Annotated in this window: 19 protein-coding genes and 3 pseudogenes; 7 read left to right on the top strand and 15 right to left on the bottom strand. The window is 58.2% G+C overall.

Translation table 11 applies throughout. The features are described from left to right. Positions 1-138: 138 nt before the first annotated feature. Together ACR0M9_RS20305 and ACR0M9_RS20300 are read left to right on the top strand one after the other, a co-directional pair. Positions 139-999 carry an IS4/Tn5 family transposase DNA-binding protein gene (locus tag ACR0M9_RS20305; RefSeq protein WP_480774495.1) on the top strand — a complete coding sequence of 287 codons (861 nt, stop codon included), beginning with the start codon at positions 139-141 and terminating at the stop codon, positions 997-999. 18 nt (positions 1,000-1,017) lie between these two features. Further along, positions 1,018-1,551 carry an IS4 family transposase gene (locus ACR0M9_RS20300; protein ID WP_480774496.1) on the top strand — a complete coding sequence of 178 codons (534 nt, stop codon included), beginning with the start codon at positions 1,018-1,020 and terminating at the stop codon, positions 1,549-1,551. 12 nt (positions 1,552-1,563) lie between these two features. Here ACR0M9_RS20300 and ACR0M9_RS20295 read toward each other — a convergent pair. Then, positions 1,564-1,674 (bottom strand): annotated as a pseudogene (locus tag ACR0M9_RS20295) (IS5/IS1182 family transposase); the annotation flags it as partial. A gap of 224 nt (positions 1,675-1,898) precedes the next feature. Here ACR0M9_RS20295 and ACR0M9_RS20290 point away from each other — a divergent pair. Genes ACR0M9_RS20290 through ACR0M9_RS20275 form a run of 4 tightly spaced genes read left to right on the top strand, consistent with a single transcriptional unit; the run spans position 1,899 to position 7,136 of the window. After that, the gene (locus ACR0M9_RS20290) at positions 1,899-3,062 is read left to right on the top strand and encodes a Gfo/Idh/MocA family protein (protein WP_480774494.1); all 1,164 of its coding nucleotides are present in this window, start codon (positions 1,899-1,901) and stop codon (positions 3,060-3,062) included. 24 nt (positions 3,063-3,086) lie between these two features. Continuing rightward, positions 3,087-5,168, top strand: a complete 2,082-nt coding sequence (locus ACR0M9_RS20285; RefSeq protein WP_480774493.1) for an FAD-binding protein — start codon at positions 3,087-3,089, stop codon at positions 5,166-5,168. Then, entirely contained in the window at positions 5,165-6,094 is a 930-nt protein-coding gene (locus ACR0M9_RS20280) for a sugar kinase (protein WP_480547598.1), read from the top strand. Before ACR0M9_RS20285 ends, ACR0M9_RS20280 begins: the two co-directional genes overlap by 4 nt. A gap of 25 nt (positions 6,095-6,119) precedes the next feature. Further along, positions 6,120-7,136, top strand: coding sequence for a class 1 fructose-bisphosphatase (locus ACR0M9_RS20275; protein ID WP_480547600.1), 1,017 nt, complete (start codon positions 6,120-6,122; stop codon positions 7,134-7,136). A 77-nt stretch (positions 7,137-7,213) separates the two neighbouring features. Here the strand turns inward: ACR0M9_RS20275 and ACR0M9_RS20270 are convergent. The 14 genes and pseudogenes from ACR0M9_RS20270 to ACR0M9_RS20205 all read right to left on the bottom strand — a co-directional run bounded on the left by ACR0M9_RS20270 (position 7,214) and on the right by ACR0M9_RS20205 (position 22,491). Continuing rightward, positions 7,214-8,112: pseudogene (locus tag ACR0M9_RS20270) on the bottom strand (fructose bisphosphate aldolase). Between the two features lie 14 nt (positions 8,113-8,126). After that, on the bottom strand, positions 8,127-8,792 hold the full coding sequence (eda, locus tag ACR0M9_RS20265) for a bifunctional 4-hydroxy-2-oxoglutarate aldolase/2-dehydro-3-deoxy-phosphogluconate aldolase (protein ID WP_480547602.1): 666 nt from the start codon (positions 8,790-8,792) through the stop codon (positions 8,127-8,129). 71 nt (positions 8,793-8,863) lie between these two features. Further along, on the bottom strand, positions 8,864-9,868 hold the full coding sequence (locus ACR0M9_RS20260) for a LacI family DNA-binding transcriptional regulator (protein ID WP_480547604.1): 1,005 nt from the start codon (positions 9,866-9,868) through the stop codon (positions 8,864-8,866). Between the two features lie 21 nt (positions 9,869-9,889). Further along, positions 9,890-10,213 (bottom strand): Dabb family protein, encoded by a 324-nt coding sequence (locus tag ACR0M9_RS20255; protein WP_480547606.1) that lies wholly within the window; start codon positions 10,211-10,213, stop codon positions 9,890-9,892. Then, on the bottom strand, positions 10,210-11,805 hold the full coding sequence (locus tag ACR0M9_RS20250; RefSeq protein ID WP_480547608.1) for a GMC family oxidoreductase: 1,596 nt from the start codon (positions 11,803-11,805) through the stop codon (positions 10,210-10,212). The genes ACR0M9_RS20255 and ACR0M9_RS20250 overlap by 4 nt, the downstream gene beginning before the upstream one ends. 28 nt (positions 11,806-11,833) lie before the next feature. Next, positions 11,834-13,327 carry an FAD-dependent oxidoreductase gene (locus tag ACR0M9_RS20245; protein WP_480547610.1) on the bottom strand — a complete coding sequence of 498 codons (1,494 nt, stop codon included), beginning with the start codon at positions 13,325-13,327 and terminating at the stop codon, positions 11,834-11,836. After that, complete coding sequence (locus ACR0M9_RS20240) at positions 13,324-14,439, bottom strand: ABC transporter ATP-binding protein (RefSeq protein WP_480547612.1); 1,116 nt, start codon at positions 14,437-14,439, stop codon at positions 13,324-13,326. Before ACR0M9_RS20240 ends, ACR0M9_RS20245 begins: the two co-directional genes overlap by 4 nt. Before the next feature lie 4 nt (positions 14,440-14,443). After that, complete coding sequence (locus tag ACR0M9_RS20235) at positions 14,444-15,328, bottom strand: carbohydrate ABC transporter permease (RefSeq protein ID WP_480547614.1); 885 nt, start codon at positions 15,326-15,328, stop codon at positions 14,444-14,446. Continuing rightward, positions 15,328-16,242, bottom strand: a complete 915-nt coding sequence (locus ACR0M9_RS20230; RefSeq protein WP_480774492.1) for a carbohydrate ABC transporter permease — start codon at positions 16,240-16,242, stop codon at positions 15,328-15,330. Before ACR0M9_RS20230 ends, ACR0M9_RS20235 begins: the two co-directional genes overlap by 1 nt. 62 nt (positions 16,243-16,304) lie before the next feature. Beyond that, entirely contained in the window at positions 16,305-17,558 is a 1,254-nt protein-coding gene (locus ACR0M9_RS20225) for an ABC transporter substrate-binding protein (RefSeq protein WP_480547618.1), read from the bottom strand. A 45-nt stretch (positions 17,559-17,603) separates the two neighbouring features. Further along, positions 17,604-19,130: an aldehyde dehydrogenase family protein gene (locus tag ACR0M9_RS20220; protein ID WP_480547620.1), complete on the bottom strand. Its 1,527-nt coding sequence runs from the start codon at positions 19,128-19,130 to the stop codon at positions 17,604-17,606. A gap of 3 nt (positions 19,131-19,133) precedes the next feature. After that, positions 19,134-19,901 (bottom strand): enoyl-CoA hydratase/isomerase family protein, encoded by a 768-nt coding sequence (locus ACR0M9_RS20215; RefSeq protein WP_480547622.1) that lies wholly within the window; start codon positions 19,899-19,901, stop codon positions 19,134-19,136. After that, positions 19,898-21,469, bottom strand: a complete 1,572-nt coding sequence (locus ACR0M9_RS20210; protein ID WP_480547624.1) for an acyl CoA:acetate/3-ketoacid CoA transferase — start codon at positions 21,467-21,469, stop codon at positions 19,898-19,900. Before ACR0M9_RS20210 ends, ACR0M9_RS20215 begins: the two co-directional genes overlap by 4 nt. Further along, positions 21,466-22,491: a Gfo/Idh/MocA family protein gene (locus ACR0M9_RS20205; RefSeq protein ID WP_480547626.1), complete on the bottom strand. Its 1,026-nt coding sequence runs from the start codon at positions 22,489-22,491 to the stop codon at positions 21,466-21,468. The genes ACR0M9_RS20210 and ACR0M9_RS20205 overlap by 4 nt, the downstream gene beginning before the upstream one ends. Before the next feature lie 161 nt (positions 22,492-22,652). On the opposite strand from ACR0M9_RS20205, the pseudogene ACR0M9_RS20200 reads away from it, so the two are divergent. After that, positions 22,653-22,783, top strand: a pseudogene (locus tag ACR0M9_RS20200) (IS5/IS1182 family transposase); the annotation flags it as partial.

The following is a 22,783-nucleotide window of genomic DNA, read 5'->3' as shown; positions in this document are numbered from 1 at the left end:
TTTGCCGCCCGGCGGCGGCACCCAGCTTGCAGTTACCCATAAGTGGTGTGGCGAATTGAATCAGACACAAACCTTGGTCTTGCCCGATTTGAGCTGGTCATGATTCGTCATGTGGCACCAAACGATTGAGGTGCGTGCATGGGGCGGAGTTGGGTGGAAACGGAAACGTCCGGGTGTGACCTGGGTGACGCCCGGCTGAACCGGCGACTGGGAGCAATGCTGGAGGCTCTCGGGGAACGGCCAGGGAAATCACTACCCACGGCGTTCCAGGACTGGTCGAATACCAAAGCCGCTTACCGGTTCTTCTCCAACGGTAATGTCAGCGAAGACAAGATTCTGGAGGGGCATTTCGCCGCCTCTGCCTTGCGTATTCATGCGATTGAGGGTCCGATCCTGATCTTGCAGGATACCACGGAGTTCTCCTTCAAGCGCGCCGCGTCTGAGAAGATCGGGTTCACCAAGATAGCAACCGGCCCAAAAGGCAGGGACCGGCACCATCAGAAATACAGGGTCTGCGGGCTATTGATGCATACCAGTCTGGCGATCACGCCAGACGGGCTTCCGCTTGGCCTGACGGCAGCAAAGTTCTGGTCGCGCGCCCAATTCAAGGGGTGCGACGCGCTCAATCGCAAGATCAACCCAACCCGGGTGCCGATCGACCAGAAGGAAAGCATGCGCTGGCTTGACAATCTGCGCCTGTCCACCGAACTGACGGACGCGCCGGAGCGTTGTGTGCATATCGGCGACCGGGAGAGCGACATCTACGAACTTAATTGCCTGGCCGAAGAGCTCGGAACGAACTTCCTCGTTCGGAGCTGTGTCGACCGCTTGGCTGGGGATGGCGGTACGACCATTGCCAGGGTGATGGCGCAGGTGCAGTCCAGCGGCACCCACGAGGTCCGCTTCCACGATGCGCAGGGCAAGGATCACCGCGCCGTACTGTCGGTCCGGCACGCCACGATGACCGTCCGACCACCGATCGGAAAACAGTGGAAATAGCGACATCAGGAGCTCCAGATCATCCACGCCGAGGAATTCGACCCGCCGGAGGGCCGAGCGCCCGTCTTCTGGAAGCTGATCACAAACCTGCCAGTGACGAACCACGCGGACGCCGTGCACAAACTTGAATGGTACGCCATGCGCTGGAAGATCGAGACCTTCTTCCGGACCTTGAAAACCGGCTGCCGGATCGAGGAGCTGCGCCTCGCCACGGCCGATCGCCTGGCCAACTGCATTGCGCTCTGTTGCGTGGTAGCCTGGCGGGTGTCATGGCTGACAATGCTCAGTCGCGAGACACCGGCATCGGACCCTGCTACGGTATTCACAAACGACGAGCGCCACCTGCTTGAACACGCAACGCCGGTCAGAAAGCGCCAGCCACCGCACGACCTTGAGTTCTATGTCAGGGCGGTTGCGCGGCTCGGAGGCTATCTCGACCGCGCTTCCGATCCGCCACCGGGAACCACCGTCATATGGCGAGGCTTCTCCCGTCTCGCCGATCTCCTAGAAGGAGCCCAAATCGCAACGTCGCGGCCAGTTATTTATGGGTAACTGCAAGGGTACCCAGACCATCTCCGGATCAAACCAAAGCTCAAGCGATCCGCGTCGCTTCAGCGCTTCATTGTAAGCCGACCAGTTCGTGGTCTTGTACTTCGTCGGGGCCCAACTGCTCATACCCTCCAGCTATCATGCTGGATTCACACAGGGAATCCTTCACCCCATTTGTGCAACAAAGCCCCGATACATCAACTTTGTCTCCCATCCTGGAGAACCGCTTTTAGGGAAGGCTAGGTAGCTGGCCAAGAAACCGGAAAAAAATTTTGACTTACTTGGAACGTTCCACTAACTAGTTTTGGAACGTTCCAGAAGCCTAAACAGCAAAACAAAGGGGGATTGTCGTGGTCAAGGTCAATGTCGCGGTACTTGGTGCGTCTGGGTGGATGGGGAAAGTCCATACCATGGCCTACCAAACGTTTCCGCATTTCTTCGGGGAAGGAAACGGAACGGCACATGTTGCCGCGTTGGTGGAGGCAAATCCGCAAGCAGCTGGTGAGCTGAGTTTTAGGGCGCCCGGCGCCAAGATCCTGCAGTCCTGGAAAGAAGCTGTAAACGATCCAGAGATCGACCTGATCGACATCTGCCTGCCCGACAGCTTGCACTACGAGGTCGCCAAGGCAGCGCTCCTTGCTGGGAAGCATGTCTATTGCGAAAAACCGCTAGCAGATACAGCAAGCGAGGCCCGCGAGCTTGCGGATATTGCTCGCGAGAAAGGCGTCATCACCCGCGTCGGTCACGCTTTCCCACGTAACCCTGTCCACGATGTAGCTCGCGACATCATCACTTCCGGCGACATCGGCGACATAAAACTCTTCAAGGGCTGCCAGCACGTTGACGTCTATGGCGATCCGCTTGCGCCCTATATGTGGCGAGCCGACGGGTCACTGGCACCGACGGGCATTGTGGGGGACACCGGCTCTCATGTCTTCAGCATCATGCACTTCCTTTTGGGTCGAACGAGCGCAGTGATCGCCGACAATTTCATAGCGACTGATAAACGGCCAGTTGTTGATGGAGTTGGATACGGCGAAGAGACGCAATTGTCAGGTGACGAAGAATGGCGCGATATCACGAATCCCGACGGCACCAACCTGCTATGCCGGTTTGAAAACGGTGCGCGTGGTATCGTCGATTTCAGTCGCATCGCAACAGGGCGCAAATTTCGCCAGACCTATGAGGTTTATGGCACTAAGGGCAGCCTCGCGTATGACTATGACGAAGTGAACCGCCTGCGGTTCTATTCCCATGATGACCCGAACGGACGGCGCGGCTTCCGAGAGATCGACGTTGGCCCGGAGCACGATACCTTTCGCGCCTTCTTGCCTCTGCCGAACTTTGCTCTGGGTTATAATGAAAGCAAGATCATCGAAGTCGCTGAGGTCATTCGGTCCATTTCGACAAACACACCAATTTGGCCAACTTTCGACGACGGTCACCACATCTGTCAGATTGTCGACGCCTGTATGGATTCGTCGAAGGCGCAGCGCTGGGTCGAAATCTCCTAAGATCGACGTGAAGGAGCGAGCAACGTGACGATAAAAGTCTCTCAGCAAATACTCGATGCACTGACAGATGTTGAGATGCCGCGGCTGCCCGCGGGAGCCCCATTTGACCAGATCGTTCAGGCGGGCACGCACCAGATCCCTGTGCATCGTTCAGGATGTATTGTGGTCGGCAGCGGTGCCGCCGGACTGCGTGCTGCGGTCGAGTTGAAGCGACGCGGCGGCGATGTTGCGATCATCAGTCAAAGCGCGTGGGGTGGTACCTCTGCCTGTTCGGGGTCCGACAAGCAGACGCTGCACACCGCAAACACAGCCGACCAGGGCGACGACTTCAAGGCGATGGCCCGGGCAATCCGCGCTGGCGGCGCGATGGACGAGGACACCGCTTATATCGAGGCGGTCGGTTCAGTACGCGCGATGGCCTCACTGCAGTATCTTGGCCTGCCTCTGCCGCAGGATCCCTTGGGTGGAACGCTGCGCTACCAGACCGATCATGACGAAGTTGGCCGTGCCACGAGCTGCGGCCCCAGGACCTCGCGCCTTATGGTACTGGTCCTGGCGCGCGAGGCGCTTCGATTGGATATCCCGCTGTTCAACCAGACGACAGCTGTGCGCTTACTGACAAAAGGCGACGGCGCAGAACAGCGCGTCATAGGCGTTCTAAGCATGCGCCCAAAGATGCGGTCGGATGAGAATCCGTTTGGCCTGGTGGCATTCCTGACAAATTCGGTGGTTCTGGCCGCCGGTGGCCCAGGCGAGCTTTACCGCGACAGTGTCTTTCCGAACGGTTGCTTTGGATCACTCGGCATGGCCTTGGAGGCAGGGCTGGAACTGGTGAACATTACGGAAAGCCAGTTTGGCATCGGGACGCGTCGCGAGGGGTTCCCCTGGAACCTGTCTGGGACTTACGTGCAGGTCATCCCGCACATCTACTCCGTCGATGCAGACGGTGCCGAGCACCAATTCCTCGCCGACTACTATCGCACAACGCAAGAGATGGCCTCGAACATCTTCCGCAAAGGCTACCAATGGCCGTTCCATGCCAGCCGAATGCTCGAATTCGGATCAAGCCTTGCCGACTTGGCGATCTTCCGCGAGGGCCAGAAAGGTCGCCGCGTGTTCATGGATTTCAACCGCAACCCACTGCCAGTACCGGGAGATCAAGAATTCAGCCTTGATCGGTTGGATGACGACGTCAGCCAGTATTTGCGCAATGCCGGTGCGACGCATGACTTGCCGATTGACCGGTTACGGCACATGAACCCGCTCGCGATCGAGCTCTATCGTCGCTACAAAGTCGATATCGCCGCCGAACCCTTGGAGTTCGCGGTTAATAACCAGCACATGAATGGTGGGGTTTCGGTCGATATTTGGGGCCGCACCAATGTGCCCGGAATCTATGCCGTCGGTGAAGCGGCCGGCACGCACGGTGTGACGCGGCCCGGTGGCTCTGCCCTGAACGCAGGTCAGGTCTTTGGAACGCGGGTCGCCGAACATCTCGGGGCAAGTGGTAGGGCGCGCGACGCGATGCACGGTACCGCCGACGATGAAATCGGATCTGCTGTCGCCAAGATCGAAGCCATGCTGCGCCCTCAAGAAGGCGTCGATCTGAAATCGGTGCGCGATGAAGTTCAGGCACGGATGAGCGACAAGGCGGGTATCCTGTGCACGCCCTCCGAGGTGTCTCAGGCGCTCGCCGACGCGATGGAGCTGAATAAAACGATCCGGGAGCGCGGCATTGCATTCGGCCGTACAAGCGAGGCTGGACGTGCATTGCAATGGCAGCAGATGGCGCTGTCATCCGAGGCGGTCTTGGCTGCGCTTCATCACTACATTGAAGGCGGCGGTGGCAGCCGCGGCGCCCGCGCGATCTGTGAACCAGCGGGTGACGCAATCCCCGAAGCGCGAACAGGCCCCCTGCCCGACTATCGTTTTCGCAGCGAAACTGAAGAGGACATGTCGGAGCAGATCCTTGTCCGTCTGGAGGAGGATAAAATCCGGATCTCTAGACGGCAAAACCGACAGTTCGACGAATCCGAAAAATCGTTCTTCGAGCGTGATTGGCCTGCGTGGTTGACGGGCGCGATCTACGAACTGGGGGACGCGTGACGCAGATAAAGACAGCAGTTGCGATCGGCGAAGTAATGGTCGAGATGGCGCCCGTCGGGGATGGACTCTACCGGCGCGGCTTTGCCGGCGACACGTTCAATACATTGTGGCACTTGGGAATGGCGCTCGGGAATGCGGCACACGTCGGTTTCGTGACGCGTGTTGGGAAAGACAAGCTGTCCGAGGCTTTTGTTTCGGAACTGAATGCTGATGGGTTGGACACTTCAGGCATCGGGCGCGACGACGAACGCACAATGGGCTTGTATATGATCGAGCTGGATGGCGTGGAGCGTAGCTTCAGCTACTGGCGCAACGAAGCCGCCGCCCGGAGCCTCGCAGATGATCCAGCCGCACTGTCCGCGGCAATCAAGGATGCGGACTTGATCCACCTTTCAGGGATCACCGTTGCCATCCTGTCCTCAACGGCTCGGTCCAACTTAGTTGATGTTTTGACTGACGCACGTGCAGGAGGAGCACGTGTTTCGTTTGATCCCAACATCCGCCCCGCGCTCTGGGAGTCGGATCAGGACATCCAATCGTCAATCCGTGCGTTTCTCAGCGTGACAGACATTGCGCTTCCGAGTTTCGATGACGAGCACACCCACTGGGGCGATGCCAATCCCGACGGAACGCTTGACCGGTTCACGTCATATGGCGTGGCCGAAGTGGCAGTTAAAAACGGCCATGGCCCCGTTTCCCTTTTCGCTCATGGTCAGAAATATGCGATCCCAACGCCGGAAGTGGCGGACATCCGCGACACCACTGGCGCGGGTGATGCGTTTAACGCCGGCTATCTGGCCGCACGACTTTTGAACATCGACCCACCCACGGCCGTTGCCCATGGCCAGCACATGGCGGCGGCCACAATTTGCCATTTTGGCGCCCGCATTCCCAAGAACTCGGTCCCGTCGATCAAAGCAGGCTGAATACGCGTGCAAACAGGAGTGCCTCGTGCCCGACCAATCCCTGACCCTCATTCAGTTTCTTCTCGAAGAACGGCGCCGCCTTGACACAGACAGAGACCTGACGACATTGCTCCACAGTGTCGCAACAGCCTGCAAGGCGGTGTCGAGCTCGCTGAAGAGCGGCGCACTGGCCGATGTCCTGGGCAATCTGGACACCGAAAACGTCCAAGGAGAAACCCAGAAGAAGCTGGACGTCATCGCCAACGACATTTTTCTTCGCAGGTGTGAATTCAGCGGTGTCCTTGCGGCTATGGTTTCGGAAGAGATGGACGAGGTTTATCCCATTCCGACACAGTTCCCGAAAGGCCGATATGTGCTGCTATTCGATCCGCTGGACGGGTCGTCGAACATCGACGTAAATGTTTCGATGGGTTCAATTTTCTCGATCATTCGCTTGGACGAGACGCCGGAAGAAGAGTCGTACGATGCGGTCCTGCGGCCAGGATATGAACAGGTCGCGGCGGGATACGCGCTCTATGGGCCGTCGACGATGTTGGTCCTTTCGACTGGTGAAGGCGTGAACGCATTCACGTTGGACGGCAACATTGGCGAGTTCCGCCTGACGCAGCGAAACCTCCGCATCCGGGAAGATGGCTCCGAGTTCGCCATCAATGCGTCACGGGCGCGGTGGTGGGAGCCGCCCGTAAAACGCTACATCGATGAGTGCATCGCGGGCGAGTCCGGCCCGCGTGGCCGGGATTTCAACATGCGCTGGATCGCATCGATGGTTGCAGAGGTTCACCGTGTCCTCTTGCGAGGTGGCGTTTTCATCTACCCAAAGGACAGCAAGAACGCCGAACTCGGCGGAAAGCTTCGTCTGTTCTACGAGGCGAACCCGATGGCTTTTCTAATTGAACAGGCAGGAGGAATGGCGACGACAGGTCGCCAGCGCATTCTGGATATCAAATCAAACTCGCCACATGAGCGCGTGCCAGTCATGCTCGGCGCACGCAGCGAGATTCAGAGACTGATTGATTACCACAGCGAATTTGATACCGCGTAAGAGATTAAACCGACCATACCACTGGGCTACCTGTGCCAGCGTGACCCGCGTTCAAAAACGCGGGTCATTGTTCGATCCTAGCTGGACGTCGAAGCTTCATAGATGCATCCGATCGACGCGCCAAGTTGCGTGTCGAACTCGGCCTCCGTCTGCTGACTTGAGAGCCCTTCCGCCAGGGCACGGCTGAAGCTCGCAATTACGCCACTGTTTCGGGCGAGCTTTGCGTTTGCCTGATCGCGCGAATATCCACCCGACAAGGCGACGACGCGCAGGACCCTCGGATAGGTGAGGAGCGGTTTGTACAGATTTGGCTCGGTGGGAAGTGACACTTTCAACATCACTCGACTGCCATCTTCGCGCAGCCGACCAAGCCCGCTGAGCAATTCGTCCAGGAGAATGCTTTCGGCCTCTTTCTTGTCGGGGATGTGGATGTCGATTTCAGGCTCAATGATCGGCATCAAACCGTGGCTCAGAACGTCGTGGGCGAGGTCCATTTGCTGTTCAACGACCTTTCTGATGCCGTCTCGATTGGCCCCATGAACGACCGAACGCTGCTATGTCCCAAAGATCCCGTGCGGGACCGCACGCTGCAGCAAGTCAGTCAGATCGGGGATCGGCTTGAGAAGCTGCACGTCGTCGGCGGCGAGTTCAGCCCCTTGTCGATTTTGAGGAAAGGCACGACGCCCTTGCGCTCCCACAGGAGCTTTGCAGTCGGAACACCGTCAATCGCCCGGTTCATGGTGTCTTCGAACAGGATGGCTCCGATAACCCGATCACAGTTGAATTCTTTCGATTGGACAATCCGGCTACGCATTGCGTGGATCAGCTCGTACATCTCGTTGTCGCCGTCCCATTCGGAGGCATCGACGCCGTAAGCCGACAAGGCCTTGGGTGTTGATCCACCGCTCTGGTCAAGGGCCACGATGAACCCTAAGCCAGTTTCCACGCGAGACATCATTGGTTGGTTCAGATCCATTCTTTTCATTTTCTTCACGATTTGTTTTCGGACTTCGATTGCCCGCGAAATTCCTGTGCCTTCGCGACCGCCTCTGCCGCGTTGTTCGAGATTTTCGACCAGTTCCCTTCGGCAATGTCTTTGGTGCCAGCGATCCAAGACCCGCCGACGGCGCGAACCGGGCTGTAGGAAAGCCAATCCACCATGTTGGACAGGCTCACGCCACCTGTGGGATTGAACCCGATCCCTGTATGCAAGTACGGACCAGCGATTGCCTTCAACATCTCCACACCGCCGACCGCCATCGCGGGAAAAAATTTGACCAGTTCGCAGTTCGCCCGAAGCGCAACCTGAAGCTCCGACGCGGACGCAATACCCGGGGCAAATGGCAAATTGCGTGCCGAGGCGCGTTCGAGGGTGGCCGCGTCGATCCCCGGCGACAGTGCAAACCGTGCACCGGCATCGGCCACAGCATCCACTTGCTGTTCTGTCAGAACGGTGCCCGCCCCGACCAACATCTCGGGTCTATGTCGTGCGATGGCCTCGATGACATTCAAGGCCGCAGGTGTGCGAAGTGTGATCTCTGCGATCGGCAACCCTGCTTCCAGTAGGGCGTCAGCCAGCGGCAGGGCGGATGCAGCGTCTTCTATAGCGATAACGGGCACGACGCCCAGGTTCGCAACCTCGACAAATACACTCATTCGATGAATCCTTCACGGTGTTTGCGAATGCCGACACAGTCGCTGAACTGGCAGATTGGCGAAGCGCCAGGCTACGAGGTGCTGGACGCGCGCGCCGACAAGCTCACATCTGACCGGATCTCCGGCGGCGGGGTCGTGCCGCCCTCTAACCAGGACACGACGACGGATGCGGCTTCGGACCCAAGAGCTTCGATGTCACAGCTGACCGACGACAAGGTCGGATAAGTCTGCGAAGCTTCTGCGATGTCATCAAACCCAACAATTCGGAGGTCTTGTCCGACTTCGCGTCTGATTTCATGACAGCCTGACACCAGCCCGAGTGCAACCAAATCGTTGAAGCAAATGGCTGCATCGACGTCAGGGTGTTCTTCAGTCAGTACTTTCGCGGCAGATCTCCCGAATTCCCGACTGGCAGCCCCGGTCATCACCAGCGGCTCCAATCCGGCCTGTTGCAGGATCTCAAGATATCCGGCCTTGCGCTCTTCGGTGACGGCCCGCCCGTCTAGCCCGCCTACGAAGGCCACGCGGCGCGCGCCCTGCTCCAGCAAGTGTCGGGTCGCCAGTCGACTGCCCGCGTCGTAATCCGGTGCCATGAACGGGAATTTTAGAAGCCGATCATCCACTTTTCGCAGCATTTGCATGGCCGGAATGCCTGCCCGCGCGATCGCGTCAAAGGTTGCTTTTGTGTCACCATAAGCTGGACATAGAAGCAGGGCCGAAACACCATGCTCTATCATTGACCCCACCATCTGCTCCTGCAAATCAGGGTTTTCGTCGGTGTTGGCGATGACAGCGGAGTAGCCTTTCTCTGCCAACGCCATTTGAAGCGAAGTGGCGAATTCAGTAAAAAAGGGGTTGCGCAGATCATTGATGACGAGACCAACCAACCCCGCGTTCGACTGGCGCATGTTGGCCGCCGCCCGATTATAAACATAACCGATCTCGGCCATAGCCTTTCGAACCTCGGCGCGGGTCTCTTCACGCACGGTCGGGCTGTTTTGCAGAACCAGACTGACCGTTGACTTGGAGACACCGGCCGTTCGCGCCACATCTATGATCGTTGGTCTATGCTTCATAATAGTCATTTGGCGTAATTCTCAGGATTTGTCATCGACTACCGGCAAGTCGAAGCACAAAATGCCGTCCTTACCGCCTTCCGCGTGCTCCGTCAGTTTTGCTCCGACAGCCTGGTGATCGGGATGGTCCTGATAGGCCTGCAACCCATTCCAATCCGCGAAATCCGCGACGAAACCGTGCATGTAGCCCCGCTCCATTTTTTCAGGGCTTTCACTTCGGCCAGAGGTCATTGCGATCAGTCCGGGCAGCTTCCCTTCGATCTCGTGCAATTCATCGAACAGCTCGGAGATCTTCTCTTCGCCAACGTCGCCCCGAAACCGGATCAATACGATATGCCTGATCATGTATCCGCCATCCCATTCTGTTGCTTGATCATATCTGCCGCCTTCTCTCCGATCATGATGGCAGCAGCGTTTGTGTTCGACGAAATCACCGTCGGCATGATCGAGTTATCGACCACGCGTAGCCCTTCGATCCCATTGAACCGAAGCTGAATATCGACCACCGCTCCGTCATCTGCGCCCATCCGGCAGGTTCCTGCACAATGGTGCGAGGTCTTTGAATGCTCGCAGATGAAGTCGAAATAGTCCTGATCTGTCTTCACGTCTGGCCCCGGTAAACGTTCGGCAAGGATGTATTTTTTCAGTGCCGACTGCGCGAGGATGTCTTGGGTCAACTTCAGGCCTCGGATCGACATCTCGCGATCAAGCGGGTCCTGCAGGTAGTTGGGATCGATCAGCGGCGCTTTGACCGGATCGTCACGTTGCAGACGCACACTGCCGCGCGAGCGCGGGCGCAAGTAGCATGAATTCAACGTCACGCCGCCTTGGGGCATCGCCGCCACGCCGTGCTCGATCCCGGTGCCAAGGCCGAGGTGGAACTGGATGTCGGGTGATCGGGCATCCGGATCGGCGTACCAGAACCCGCCGGTCTCAAAGAGCGACGACGCTACCGGCCCCTTACGCCCGAAAATGTACTGCAGACCGGCGATCGCGGCCCAATGCGGCTTTGCATAACGATCATAGCTGTGGGGCCCGGAAAGTTCGCTGATGCAATAAAGATCGAGGTGATCCTGGAGGTTGGACCCGACCTCAGGTTGATCATAAACCACATCGATGTCGAGCGAAGACAAGTGACCGGCGGGACCGATGCCAGACAGCTGAAGCAGGCGGGGCGAACCGATCGCTCCAGAGCAGAGCAGAACTTCAGAATTCGCGGTCAACCGGGTGCCGTCGACAAGCTCCACGCCGGTCGCGCGCCCTTTCTTGACGATCAGCCGACGGACCTGCGCACCGAGCTTGACAGTCAGGTTCTTGCGGTGGCGGTTTGGGGCAACATAGGCCATCGCCGCCGACGATCGGCGGACGTTTCGCTGTGTCAACTGGTAGTAACAAACGCCGTCCTGCTTTTCCCCGTTTATGTCCATGTTGCGCGGGATGCCCACTTCGCCCGCGGCCTCGAAATAGGCTTCACAGATAGGCAAAGGTGCGCGTGGTTCACTGACGCCAAGCGGGCCGCCCTTGCCGTGAAAGCGGTTGTTGTAGGTTTCATTGTCTTCGGCCTTCCGGAAGTAGGGAAGGACGTCATCATAACCCCAGCCATCGCACCCCATTTGACGCCAGTCATCATAATCCTGTGCATTCCCGCGGGTGTAGATCTGCGCATTGATCGCCGAGCCGCCTCCGATCACCTTCGCCTGGGTGTAGCGGAACACCTTGTTCTGCATGTGCCTTTGCGGAACGGTGTCCCACCCCCAAGACCCGATGCCCTTGGTCATCTTCGCGAATCCGGCCGGCAAGTGATAGAACGGGTGGCGGTCGCTGCCCCCTGCTTCAAGCAGCAAAACCTCTGCTGTCGAGTCCTCGGACAACCGCCCGGCGAGAACCGATCCCGCGGACCCGCCGCCGATAATGATAAAATCGTATCCCTTGGACATTGGGAACTCCTTAAATCGCAGCGCCCCGTCAGGCCGCGAGGTCAGTTTTGTGGATGTGATCGGCGGCTCGGATCGACAGCGCAGCGATGGTCAATGCCGGGTTCACGGCTGCAGAAGTCGGCAGCACTGAAGCGTCCGTGATGAACAGGTTCGGGTGGTCGTGACTGCGGCAGAATGTATCGACGACGCTATTGTTCGGATCGTGTCCCATCCGCGCCGTGCCACATTGATGCGAGGGTGTTCGCCGGTCGAATGGCCGAGAGACGACGACGGGATAGCCTGCGCGTCTAAGCGCCTGCTTGAGCGTCATCACCAGCGCCTTGTGAGTTTCCCAATTTGAACGCTGCCAATTCAGCTTGATCTGGCCGTTTTGCAACGTTACCCGGCTCTTGGGATTCGGCAAATCCTCTGACATGGCGTAAACGTCGATCGAACGCGCGGCGATCCAGTTGGCGACTGGTCGTGGGAGTGGTGAAGCGGATGCTAGGATCGTCCCGGAAATCTTGCCCAGAAGTTGGACGTTGCCGAGGGGTTTGCCGCCGGGACCGCCGGTTAGGTAGAAGTCATTGACCATCAGTGTCTTCTGATAGACCGAGCTGTTTTTGCGCAGTGGATGCATGGCCAAGACAGCAGAGCAATTGTGGTTCATGAAATTTCGGCCGACTTGATCGGACCGGTTCGCCAGACCCTTTGGCTGATCCTCATTCATAGAGGCTAAGAGAAGTGCGGCACTTTGCACGGCACCAGCAGCCAGTACTACAATCCTTGCGGAAAGCACTTCGCCGGTGGCCAACTCGACGCCAGCGATGCAGTTCTTTTTGCCGGTCTTGAGGCGCACTACCCGAGCATTGGTTCTCAGTTTTACATTGTCATGCGCTAGCGCCGTCTTCAGCCCACCGCTTTCGGCATCCATCTTTCCGCCGTTGGTGTCGGGAAAGGCGTCCCACGGTGTCTTGGCACGCGATAGCCATCGGTCGAGATCGACACCGAGAGGGAGGGTCCCGGGAAGCAATCCCACCGATGACAGCCGCGTTCGGAGTTCTGCAATAGCAGGTTCATCTGGAACGGGTCCGTGAAGGTAAGGTTTTGAATGGTGCGGCTCGGTCGGGTCATCACCCAACTGGCCCCTGACGGCATATAGCTCCTCAGCGCGGCAATATTCGGGCTCGAGATCATCATAGCTGATCGGCCAGCCAGGGGTTGTACCACCAATATGCGTGATCGGTGCAAAGTCCTCTGCGCGATAGCGTATGAGGACCGCGCCATAGAACTTAGAGTTTCCACCGACATTGTAGTAGTTGCCCGGGTTGAATGGCTTGCCCGCGCCGTCGAGCCAGTGCTCGTCCGGACGGTACCGACCTTCGACAAAGATCGCTCTGTCGTCCCGATCGTGGGCCGACGGCCGCAGGTGTTCACCACGCTCAAGGATCAATATTCGCTGGCCCGTCGGGGCCAGCGCGGCGGCAGTGGTAGCGCCGCCCATACCAGAGCCGATGATGATGATATCGGCATCGTCGTTCATGCGGATATCCGCTCTTCGGACTTGGGATCGAAGGCGACGGCCTTTTCCATGTTAATTGCGAAAGGAAAGACCTTCCCTGTCTCAACGTCCACATCCGCCCGAAACCGTCCAGTGACTTCTCTGCCGCCCAGATGCGTGACCACGAAAGTGTCGGATCCGGCGGGTTCAGTCACCTCGACCAGCGCTTCGATCTGATGCACAGATTGACTGTTGCGATCGGCACCGTCGGGATCGGTGATCGCTTCTGGGCGAATGCCCAAAACGATCTCGCGTCCAATATGGCCGGCCATATTGCTGCGCTCTGGGAACGGTAGGCTGACGACCGACCCATCCCCGAGCGCCACTTTGGCAATGGCTTGACCATTGTTTTCGGCGACGTTTGCAGGAAAGAGGTTCATCGAAGGCGAACCCATGAAACCTGCAACAAACATATTGGCGGGACGGTCATAGATTTCCTTCGGCGTGCCCAATTGCTGAACGTGGCCGCCAAACATCACCGCGATCCGAGTCGATAGCGTCAGCGCTTCGATCTGGTCGTGGGTGACATAAACAATCGTCGTTCCAAGTTTCTGGTGCAGCTTCTTAATCTCGGTGCGCATATCGACGCGCAATTTGGCATCGAGATTCGAAAGCGGTTCGTCGAACAGGAACACATCAGGGTCACGCACCAGTGCGCGGCCCATGGCGACGCGTTGGCGCTGTCCCCCTGAGAGCTGGCCAGGCTTTCGATCCAGCAGGTGGCCAATTTGTAGAAGTTCCGAGACCTTCTCCACCGCGCTGTCACGTTCGTCCTTCGCCACGCCGTGCATTTCCAGTCCGAACGCGATGTTCTGGCCAACGTTCATTGTCGGATAGAGCGCGTAGGACTGAAACACCATCGCAATGTTTCGATCAGCGGGCTTGACCCCGGTCATGGATCGACCCTTGATTGCGATGTCACCGCTCGTGACTTCCTCAAGTCCAGCAATCATGTTCAGCAGGGTCGACTTTCCACATCCCGATGGACCCACCAGTACGAGGAATTCGCCCTCGTCAACCGAGATGTCGGTCTCGTGCAGAACCTTTACGGCGCCGTAGGATTTTGTTGCGTTTTTGATATCGAGAAAACCCATCTGATTATCCTTTCACGGAGCCTGCCATCAACCCGCGGACGAAGTACCGGCCCGCGACGATGTAGACGAAGAGTGTGGGAAGTGCGGCCAGGATCGCCCCGGCAAAGTGCACGTTGTATTCTTTGACGCCCGTAGACGACTGAACGAGGTTATTGAGTGCGACTGTCATAGGCTGGCTGTCGAAGTCTGAGAACGAGGCTCCAAACAGGAAGTCGTTCCAGATATTAGTGAATTGCCAGATGATGCAGACCACCGCAATTGGACCTGAGGCCGGGAGCATGATGCGGCGGAAGATCGTGAAGAACCCTGCCCCGTCGATCATCGCAGCGCGCACCAGTTCGCTCGGGAACTGCTGGTAGTAGTTCTTGAAGTACAGCGTCGAGAACCCGATGCCGTAGACCAGGTGCACGAAAACCAAGCCGGGCACCGTTCCGGCCAATCCCATGAGGCCCAGCATCCGCGCCATCGGGATTAGCACCATTTGGAATGGAATGAAGCAGCCAAAGAGCAGAAGCCCGAAGATGATCGTGTCGCCACGGAAACGCCACTTGGTCAGGACAAAACCATTTAGAGCCCCGAGAATTGTTGACAGCGCCACGGCAGGAACGACCATCAGGATCGAATTGATGAAGTAGGGCCGCAGGCCTGTCGCCTCGACGCCGACCTGTGCGGTTGACCACGCGCTCGACCACGGTGCGGTGGTCCAATCCTTAGGAAGTGACATCATTCCGCCAGCGGTGATTTCGGACAGCGGTTTCAGAGAATTCACTACCATCACGTAGAGCGGCAGAAGGTAGTATAGGCAGAAGATGAGCAGGACGGTGTAGATTGCGAAGCGTGCACCTCCACCTGTGCGGATCACCTGTTGAGTAGCAGAAGAACCAGCCATCACTTTTTCTCCCTTAGCTCAGAGTAGATGTAAGGCACCATGATGGCGGCGATTGACATCAGCATGATCGTGGCCGAGGCGGCACCGATCCCCATCTGGTTGCGGGTGAAGGTATAGGAATACATGAACGTCGCGGGCATCTCGGTTGCCGTACCTGGCCCACCACCGGTCAGTGCGATAATCAGGTCGTAGGACTTGATCGCCATATGCGCCAACACCACGAAAGCAGACATGAAAGCGGGTCGCAATTGAGGGATAATGATCCGGCGGTAGAGCGCGACAGTTGAAGCACCATCGATCTGTGCAGCCTTCATCACCTCGTTGTCGATGCCGCGCAGGCCGGCCAGGAACATTGCCATGACAAACCCACTGGTTTGCCAGACGGCGGCGATGACAATGGTGTAGATCGCCATGTCGCTGTCCTTGATCCAGGTGAAGGTGAAGCTCTCCCACCCCCAGGACCGCACTACGGCCTGTAGACCGATTCCGGGGTCGAGGAACCATTTCCAGGCGATGCCAGTCACGATGAAGCTCAGCGCCATCGGATAGAGGTAGACGGTGCGGATAAAGCCCTCTGCGCGGATCTTCTGATCAAGAAGGATCGCTAATAAGAGACCAAGCAAGCAGCAGATCACGATATAGAGCGACCCGAAGATCAGCAGATTCACCACCGCGATGTCCCAGGCGCGGATCCTGAACAACCGCTCGTAGTTCAACCAGCCAACCATCTCGTAGGACGGCAGAATGCGGCTATCTGTGAATGAAAGATAGAAAGTGAAGAGGATGAACCCGTAGACGAATACCAGGACGATAAAGAGGCTCGGGCTTAAAACCAGTTTCGGGATTGCGTCGCGCAGCCAATCACCACCATGTCTGGTGGGGCGTGCCGACGTCTTTGGAACAGTCATCGTCATGTTTCGGATTCCTTTCTGGAGAAGGAGGCGCGCAACCGCGCGCCTCCCTGCTTAGTTCAGGATCACTGATTGATCTCGATGGCGGTTACGAGTTCCTCGACCGCTGCGGCCGAGTCGAATTCGCCGTTGAAATGAGCGGTCACGACGTCATAGATCGCGTTCTTGACCGCAGCGCGGTTAGCGTGACCGTGCGCGATGGAACCAATCAACGTCCCAGAGTCCGCTGCTGCCGCGAGATCAGCCATAGCTTGCTGACCACATGCATCGAACGCATCATTCGGGACGTCCGTACGAGCAGGTGCAGACCCCTTCACCACGTTGAACGCGGATTGGAACTCGGGAGACATGATCGACGCGGCCATCGCGTTCTGCGCGGCCACAGCATCGTCACCTGACACGCCAAACATTGCGAACTGGTCGGCATTGAAGCTGACAGTTCCTTCGGAGCCAGGCACACGGAAGCAAAGGAAGTCTTCACCCGGCACCTGCCCGGCGTTGATGAACTCACCCTTCGCCCAGTCACCCATGATCTGGAATGCGGCTTCGCCGTTGATGACCATTGCAGATGCGAGGTTCCAGTCACGACCGGAGAAGTTCTCGTCTACGTGGCCACGCAGGGTTGCCATGCGGTCGAATACCTCGACCATCGTGTCCGAACCCAAAGCTTCTGGGTCGAGGTCGACGAAAGCCTGCCGGTAGAAATCGATGCCGCCGGTGGACAGCACGACGCCGTCAAAGATCGTGGCGTCCTGCCAAGCCTGACCACCGTGGGCCAGGGCAATCTTGCCGGAGGCTTCAACGGCTTCGAGCGCGGCGACGAATTCGTCCCAGGTGGTCGGCTGCGCAATTCCAAGCTCATCCAGGATAGCCTTGTTGGCCCAAACCCAGTTGGTCGAGTGCACGTTGACGGGCGCCGAGATCCAGTTGCCGTCGTGCTTGGCGAAGGCCTGCAAAGCTTCCGGAACCACGTCGTCCCAGCCCTCGGCTGCAGCCACGTCGTTGAGGTTGGCAAGCGCGCCTTCTTCGGCCCAGTCGAGAATATCGAACCCGAGCATTTGCACAGCTGTCGGCGGATTACCGGAGGTGACGCGTGCGCGCAGTACAGTCATAGCTTCGGTACCGCCACCGCCAGCAACCGGCATGTCCTGCCAGCCGATGCCTTGTCCTGACAGATCATCCTTCAGAACGTTGAGTGCCGCAGCTTCGCCGCCTGATGTCCACCAGTGGAGCACCTCGACGTCTTCGGCATGTGCCAAGCTGGTCGTCGTAAGTAGAGCGGCAGTAGCCGCCAGTGTCTTCAGTTTATAACCACGCATTTGATATCCTCCTGTTGCGTTGCCATTCTTCTCCCCAACCTTTGGTTAGGAACTTTTGACCCAATGTTCCCGGGTGCGCCCGATGCGCATGACGAGAGATTTGACCTCGAGAAATTCGTCGTATCCGTAGCGTCCGATTTCACGGCCCTGTCCGGATTGTTTCACGCCGCCGAAGGTCATCTCCGGGAAGCCATCCATCCAGGTGTTTGTCCAAACTGTGCCCGCCTGAACGCGGCGGCTGAACTCAAGACAGGTATGGACGTTTTCGCTCCAGATACCGGCCGAGAGGCCGTATTCCGCATCATTGGCGAGCGAGATTGCTTCGTCCAAAGTGCTGAAGGTCAAGACCGAAAGCACCGGGCCGAACACTTCTTCGCGCGCAATCGCCATGTCAGGCGTCACACCGCGCACCACCGTTGGTTGGTAGAACTGATCGCCAAGACCGGGCACAACCAAGGGTCCGCCGCCGAGGCAAACCTCGGCACCGGCTTCCTTGGCGGCAGCCACGTAGTTGTCGATTTTCTCACGATGGTCAGCCGTTACGATGGCACCGACCTGAGTATCCGGGTTCATCGGGTTGCCAAATGCCACCTTGCGCGACATCTCCACCACACGGGCCACGAAGTCGTGCGCAATATCTTCGTGCACGATGATGCGACTCGATGAATTGCAACACTGGCCGACATTGAAGTAGACGCCGAACGTGACCGCATCGGCGGCGTCTTCAAGGTTTGCGTCTGGGAAGATCACTTGGGGGTTCTTGCCGCCAAGCTCCAGCGCCACCTTCTTCAGCGTGTCTCCCGATGTCTTCGTGATGGCTTTGCCAACAGCGGTCGAGCCAGTGAAGGACACCATGTCAACTTCGGGATGTGAGGTCATCAGACTACCCACCGGATCGCCGAAACCAAGGACGATATTGCAGACACCCGCTGGCATTCCCGCCTCGATGAGCATTTCGGCAAGCATAGCAGTCGTCGAAGGTGTCACCTCGGACGGCTTCACCACGCAGGTACAGCCCGCAGCCAACGCGAACGGCAACTTTTGGCTGAGGATCCAAAAAGGAAAGTTCCAAGGGGTGATGATGGACACAACGCCAATTGGTTCCTTGACGACCACGCCCAAAATGTCATCGCCTAGGGCGTTATGACTCTCGCCGTGGCTAGTACGCGCCAGCGACGCCGCGTAGCGCCACAAGTCGGCAGCACCGCCACATTCACCGCGCGATTGACTGATCGGCTTGCCGCTTTCAAGGGTCTCGATGACAGCAAGACGTTCTTCGTTGGCCTCGATCAGGTCGGCAACCTTGTTCAGCACAGCTGCCCGATCCTTGCCAGACAGCCCACTCCAGCGCCCGTCGTCGAAAGCGCGACGCGCGGCCGAAATTGCTGCATTGGTGTCATGCTCGGTGCCGAGCGCGGCTTGGCTCACAAGCACTCCGTGCGATGGTGAAATCCGGTCGGATTTGTGGCCATCCGCGCTGTCAACCATCTTGCCATCGATGAAATGCCGCGCTTGATAAGGCGCATCTGGCATGGTCGCGGTTTGATCGGAAATGATGTTTAGGTCTTTCACGTGTCAGTCCCCGGAAAAGTTCGGTTTGCGTTTCTCACGGAAGGCAGCAACGCCTTTATCGCGGTCGTCGGTGGCGGAAATCGCCGCGCTGCCCAATGCCTCGACCATGGCTCCGCGATCTTCGCACTGGGCCGCATGGATCATCGACTTGGAGATTTCGACGGCCCTTGGAGACAGAGTGATCGCGCGGTCCAGAAGGGCCTCGGCTGCTTGTCGCGGGGCGTCCTCGACGGCGGCTACGAAGCCGCAGGCCAATGCCCGGTCGGCCTTGATGCGATGGCCGAAGAGCGCCATTTCCTTGACCATTGGCTCAGGCAGCAGTCGCATCAATCGCTGCGTTCCCGACCAGCCCGGCACGATGCCGACACCGGCCTCTGGCAATGCAAGCGCTGCCTTCGGCGCCATTACGCGAATGTCGCAGGCCGCAGCCAGTTCCAGGCCGCCCCCGAAGGCGTGCCCATTCAGAACGGCCACTGTGGGCTTCGAAATCCGCGCCAAACGATCAAAAATACGATGCCCATCGCGCACCCAATGTCGGGCGAACTCTGCCGGGGTCAGGTCGCCCCAACCATTGATGTCTGCACCAGTGCAAAACGCCTTGTCGCCCTCCGCCGTCAGCATTAGGGCCCGCAATTTGGAATCCCGCTCGATAGCGTCAAGATGGCCGGCCAGGTGACCCAGCATCTCGACCGTCAGAGCATTCATCTTGCCCGGGTTATCGAGCCGCAGCTCGGCAATCTGCTTGTGACGAATGAGGTGGACGGCGCTCATTGTCCCCAACCCATCGGTGCATCGGCCAAAAGCGAGAGCGGCAATGTGATCGCGTCCGAAGCGATTTTGACCCGGCCGCCCGAGGCCTCGACGATGTCGCGCCCCGGATCGATTCCCGGCATAATCTCAGTTGCCTCCAGGCCGTTCTCGGTCAACCGGATCACGCAACGCTCGGTGATATAGAGCACTTCTTGCCCTAGCTCTTGAGCGCGCTTGCCGGAAAAGGTCACGTGTTCGACCTCCGGAACCAGCTTCGTGAATTTGCCCGGCGCAACGATGTGAATGCCATCCTCGGCGAGTTCGACCTGTGCGCCAGCTTCAAACCAGCCGGAGAACACGATCTTCTTCGCGCCGGATACAATGTCGACAAACCCGCCGCAGCCGGCTGTCAAATAGGGCTTCTTGCCCAGTTTCGAGACATTGACGTTGCCTTCTTCATCAACCTCAAGGAATGACAGGAAGGACACGTCGAAACCACCGCCTTGAAAGTATATGAACTGCTGCGGCGAAGGTACGAATGCATCGGCATTCGACGCACATCCGAAGGCAAAGCCGGTCAGAGGGACGCCCCCGACGGCACCCTGTTCAATGGCCCAGGTCACTGCTTCCGGACGGCCTTCCTCCAGCAGAATCCGCGGCACCATCGCGCTGATTCCAAAGCCAAGGTTGGCTGTCATGCCGGGTGCCAGCTCCATTGCGGCGCGTCGTGCGATGACCTTTTCGACCCCGTGCTCAGGCAGCGAGAAACTGTCCCAAGGGCGCATAATTTGGCCGGAAATCGCCGGGTCATATGGCGTTTCACAGGTCTGCTTCTGATCCGGGTCGACGACCACCAAGTCCACAAGGTGCCCTGGCACCCGCACGTCGTGCGGCCGAAGCGAACCGCGCTTGGTCACGCGGCTGACCTGCGCGATCACAAGGCCGCCGTGGTTCTTTACACATATTGCCTGTTCAAGCCCACCGAGATAGGCGCCCTCGTGCTCATAGGTGAGATTGCCAAACTCATCCGCGGTCGTCGCGCGCAGGATCGCAACGTTCGGAACGATGTTTGGGAAATGAAGCCAGGTATCGCCTTCGAACTCCACCCGCTTGACGATGGGTGCCGCGGCACCCATGTCGTTCATTGCGCAACCTTGGCGGAGTGGGTCAACGAAGGTACCAAGCCCGACCTTGGTAAGTACACCGGGCCGGTTCGCGGCCGTTTCGCGGTTCATGTCGAACAGGACACCGGATGGCACGTTATAGGCAGCAACGCGGTTTTCGACGACCATCTTCCAGATTTCGGGCATCGGCTTGGACGATGGCCCGGAGGGGTAAGACCCGCCCAGAATGCGTGTCAGAAGACCGTCCTTGGCGATATGGTCCACGCCCTTGACCCCGTACATATCACCCGCAGCGATCGGGTGGATCGTGGTCAAGTTTTTCGGGTGGCCCTCTGTATCAAACCGCTCACCAATTGCCTTCAGCATAAAGTCTGGGCAGCCCAGAGACGATGACGAAGACACCGTTACAATGGCGTCATCCTGAATTCTCGCGGCAGCTTGGGCGGCTTCTACGACCTTGTTCATTCTGCAACTCCATAATTGACCATTTGCCGTGTGCCGGTTTCGGCCGCCCTTCGCACAGCCTCCGCGACCTGCAGGGACTTGAGTCCGTCTTCCCCGGTCGCGGCCGGCGCAGCACCATGTGCCACGGCGCCTTCGAACTCACGCACGGCGGTTTCGTATATGCCCGCCTTGTCGAACGGCACATTCGCGCTGCCTTCGGCAGTGACCAATTCAATCCTGCCTACTGGTTCTTGCGCCATGATACCCTGGGCGAGAATCGAACCTTCGGTGCCGTGAACCTCGACGCCCGATACGGCGTGTGGATGGTTGAAGCTGTCGTGGCTGAAAACCATTGCCCCGGATGGCATCGTCCAGATCGACATCGCCGAATCTTCGACGCCCTTGCCCATGCCGGTCGCAGCCATCTCCGCGGTAACGCTGTGCGGGTCTTCGCCCAACAAAAAACGCACGGTGTCGGCATTATGTACGGTCAGGTCCGGAATAACGCCACCTCCGGCGCTTGGGCTGTCCAGCCGCCAGCCCCGCAAATGCTCGGGCAGGTGAACTGCATGGAACACCCGAACTGACAGCACCCGGCCAATCCGGCCTGACGAGATCAAGTCATGAATGGTGCGGTGGCTGCCCGCGCATCTCAGATGGTGATTGACTCCTAAAACGACGCCCGCGGTTTCTGCCGCTTGGATCATCTGGGCCGCCTCAGCAATTAATGTTGATAAAGGCTTTTCGCAGAGCACATGCTTACCGGCGGAAATCGCGGCCTTGGCTTGAGCGAAGTGTTTTTCGTTGGTCGAGGAAATGTAGACCGCAGTGACCCCGTTGTCGGTCAATGCCGCATCGAGATCGGTCGACGCGTTGGGAATGCCGTGAGTCGTGGCGAAGGCAGCAGCGTGCTCTGCATTGCCGCTGATCACCCATTCAATTTCGCTCTCGGATTGCGCGCGGATGGCACCGATCATGTATTGGCCGGCTATGGTGCTTGCGCCGATTAATGCCCAATTCACGTCATCCTCCCCCTGCTCCATAAAGTTTAGTGGAACGTTCCAAACAACTACTGGAACGTTCCATATCGAGTCAACGGTTTTTTTGACCTGGGCATCTCGCCCATCGTATCATCGTGATGGGTTTTGTTGCACAAATGGGGTGAAGGATTCCCTGTGTGAATCCAGCATGATAGCTGGAGGGTATGAGCAGTTGGGCCCGACGAGGTACAAGACCACGAACTGGTCGGCTTACAATGAAGCGCTGAAGCGACGCGGATCGCTTGAGCTTTGGTTTGATCCGGAGATGGTCTGGGTGCCGCCGCCGGGCGGCAAG

The sequence above is a fragment of the Ruegeria sp. CH2 genome, from assembly GCF_056537065.1.
The sequence above is the reverse complement of the archived record's forward strand: the minus strand, read 5'-3'. Positions and strand labels throughout refer to the sequence as shown.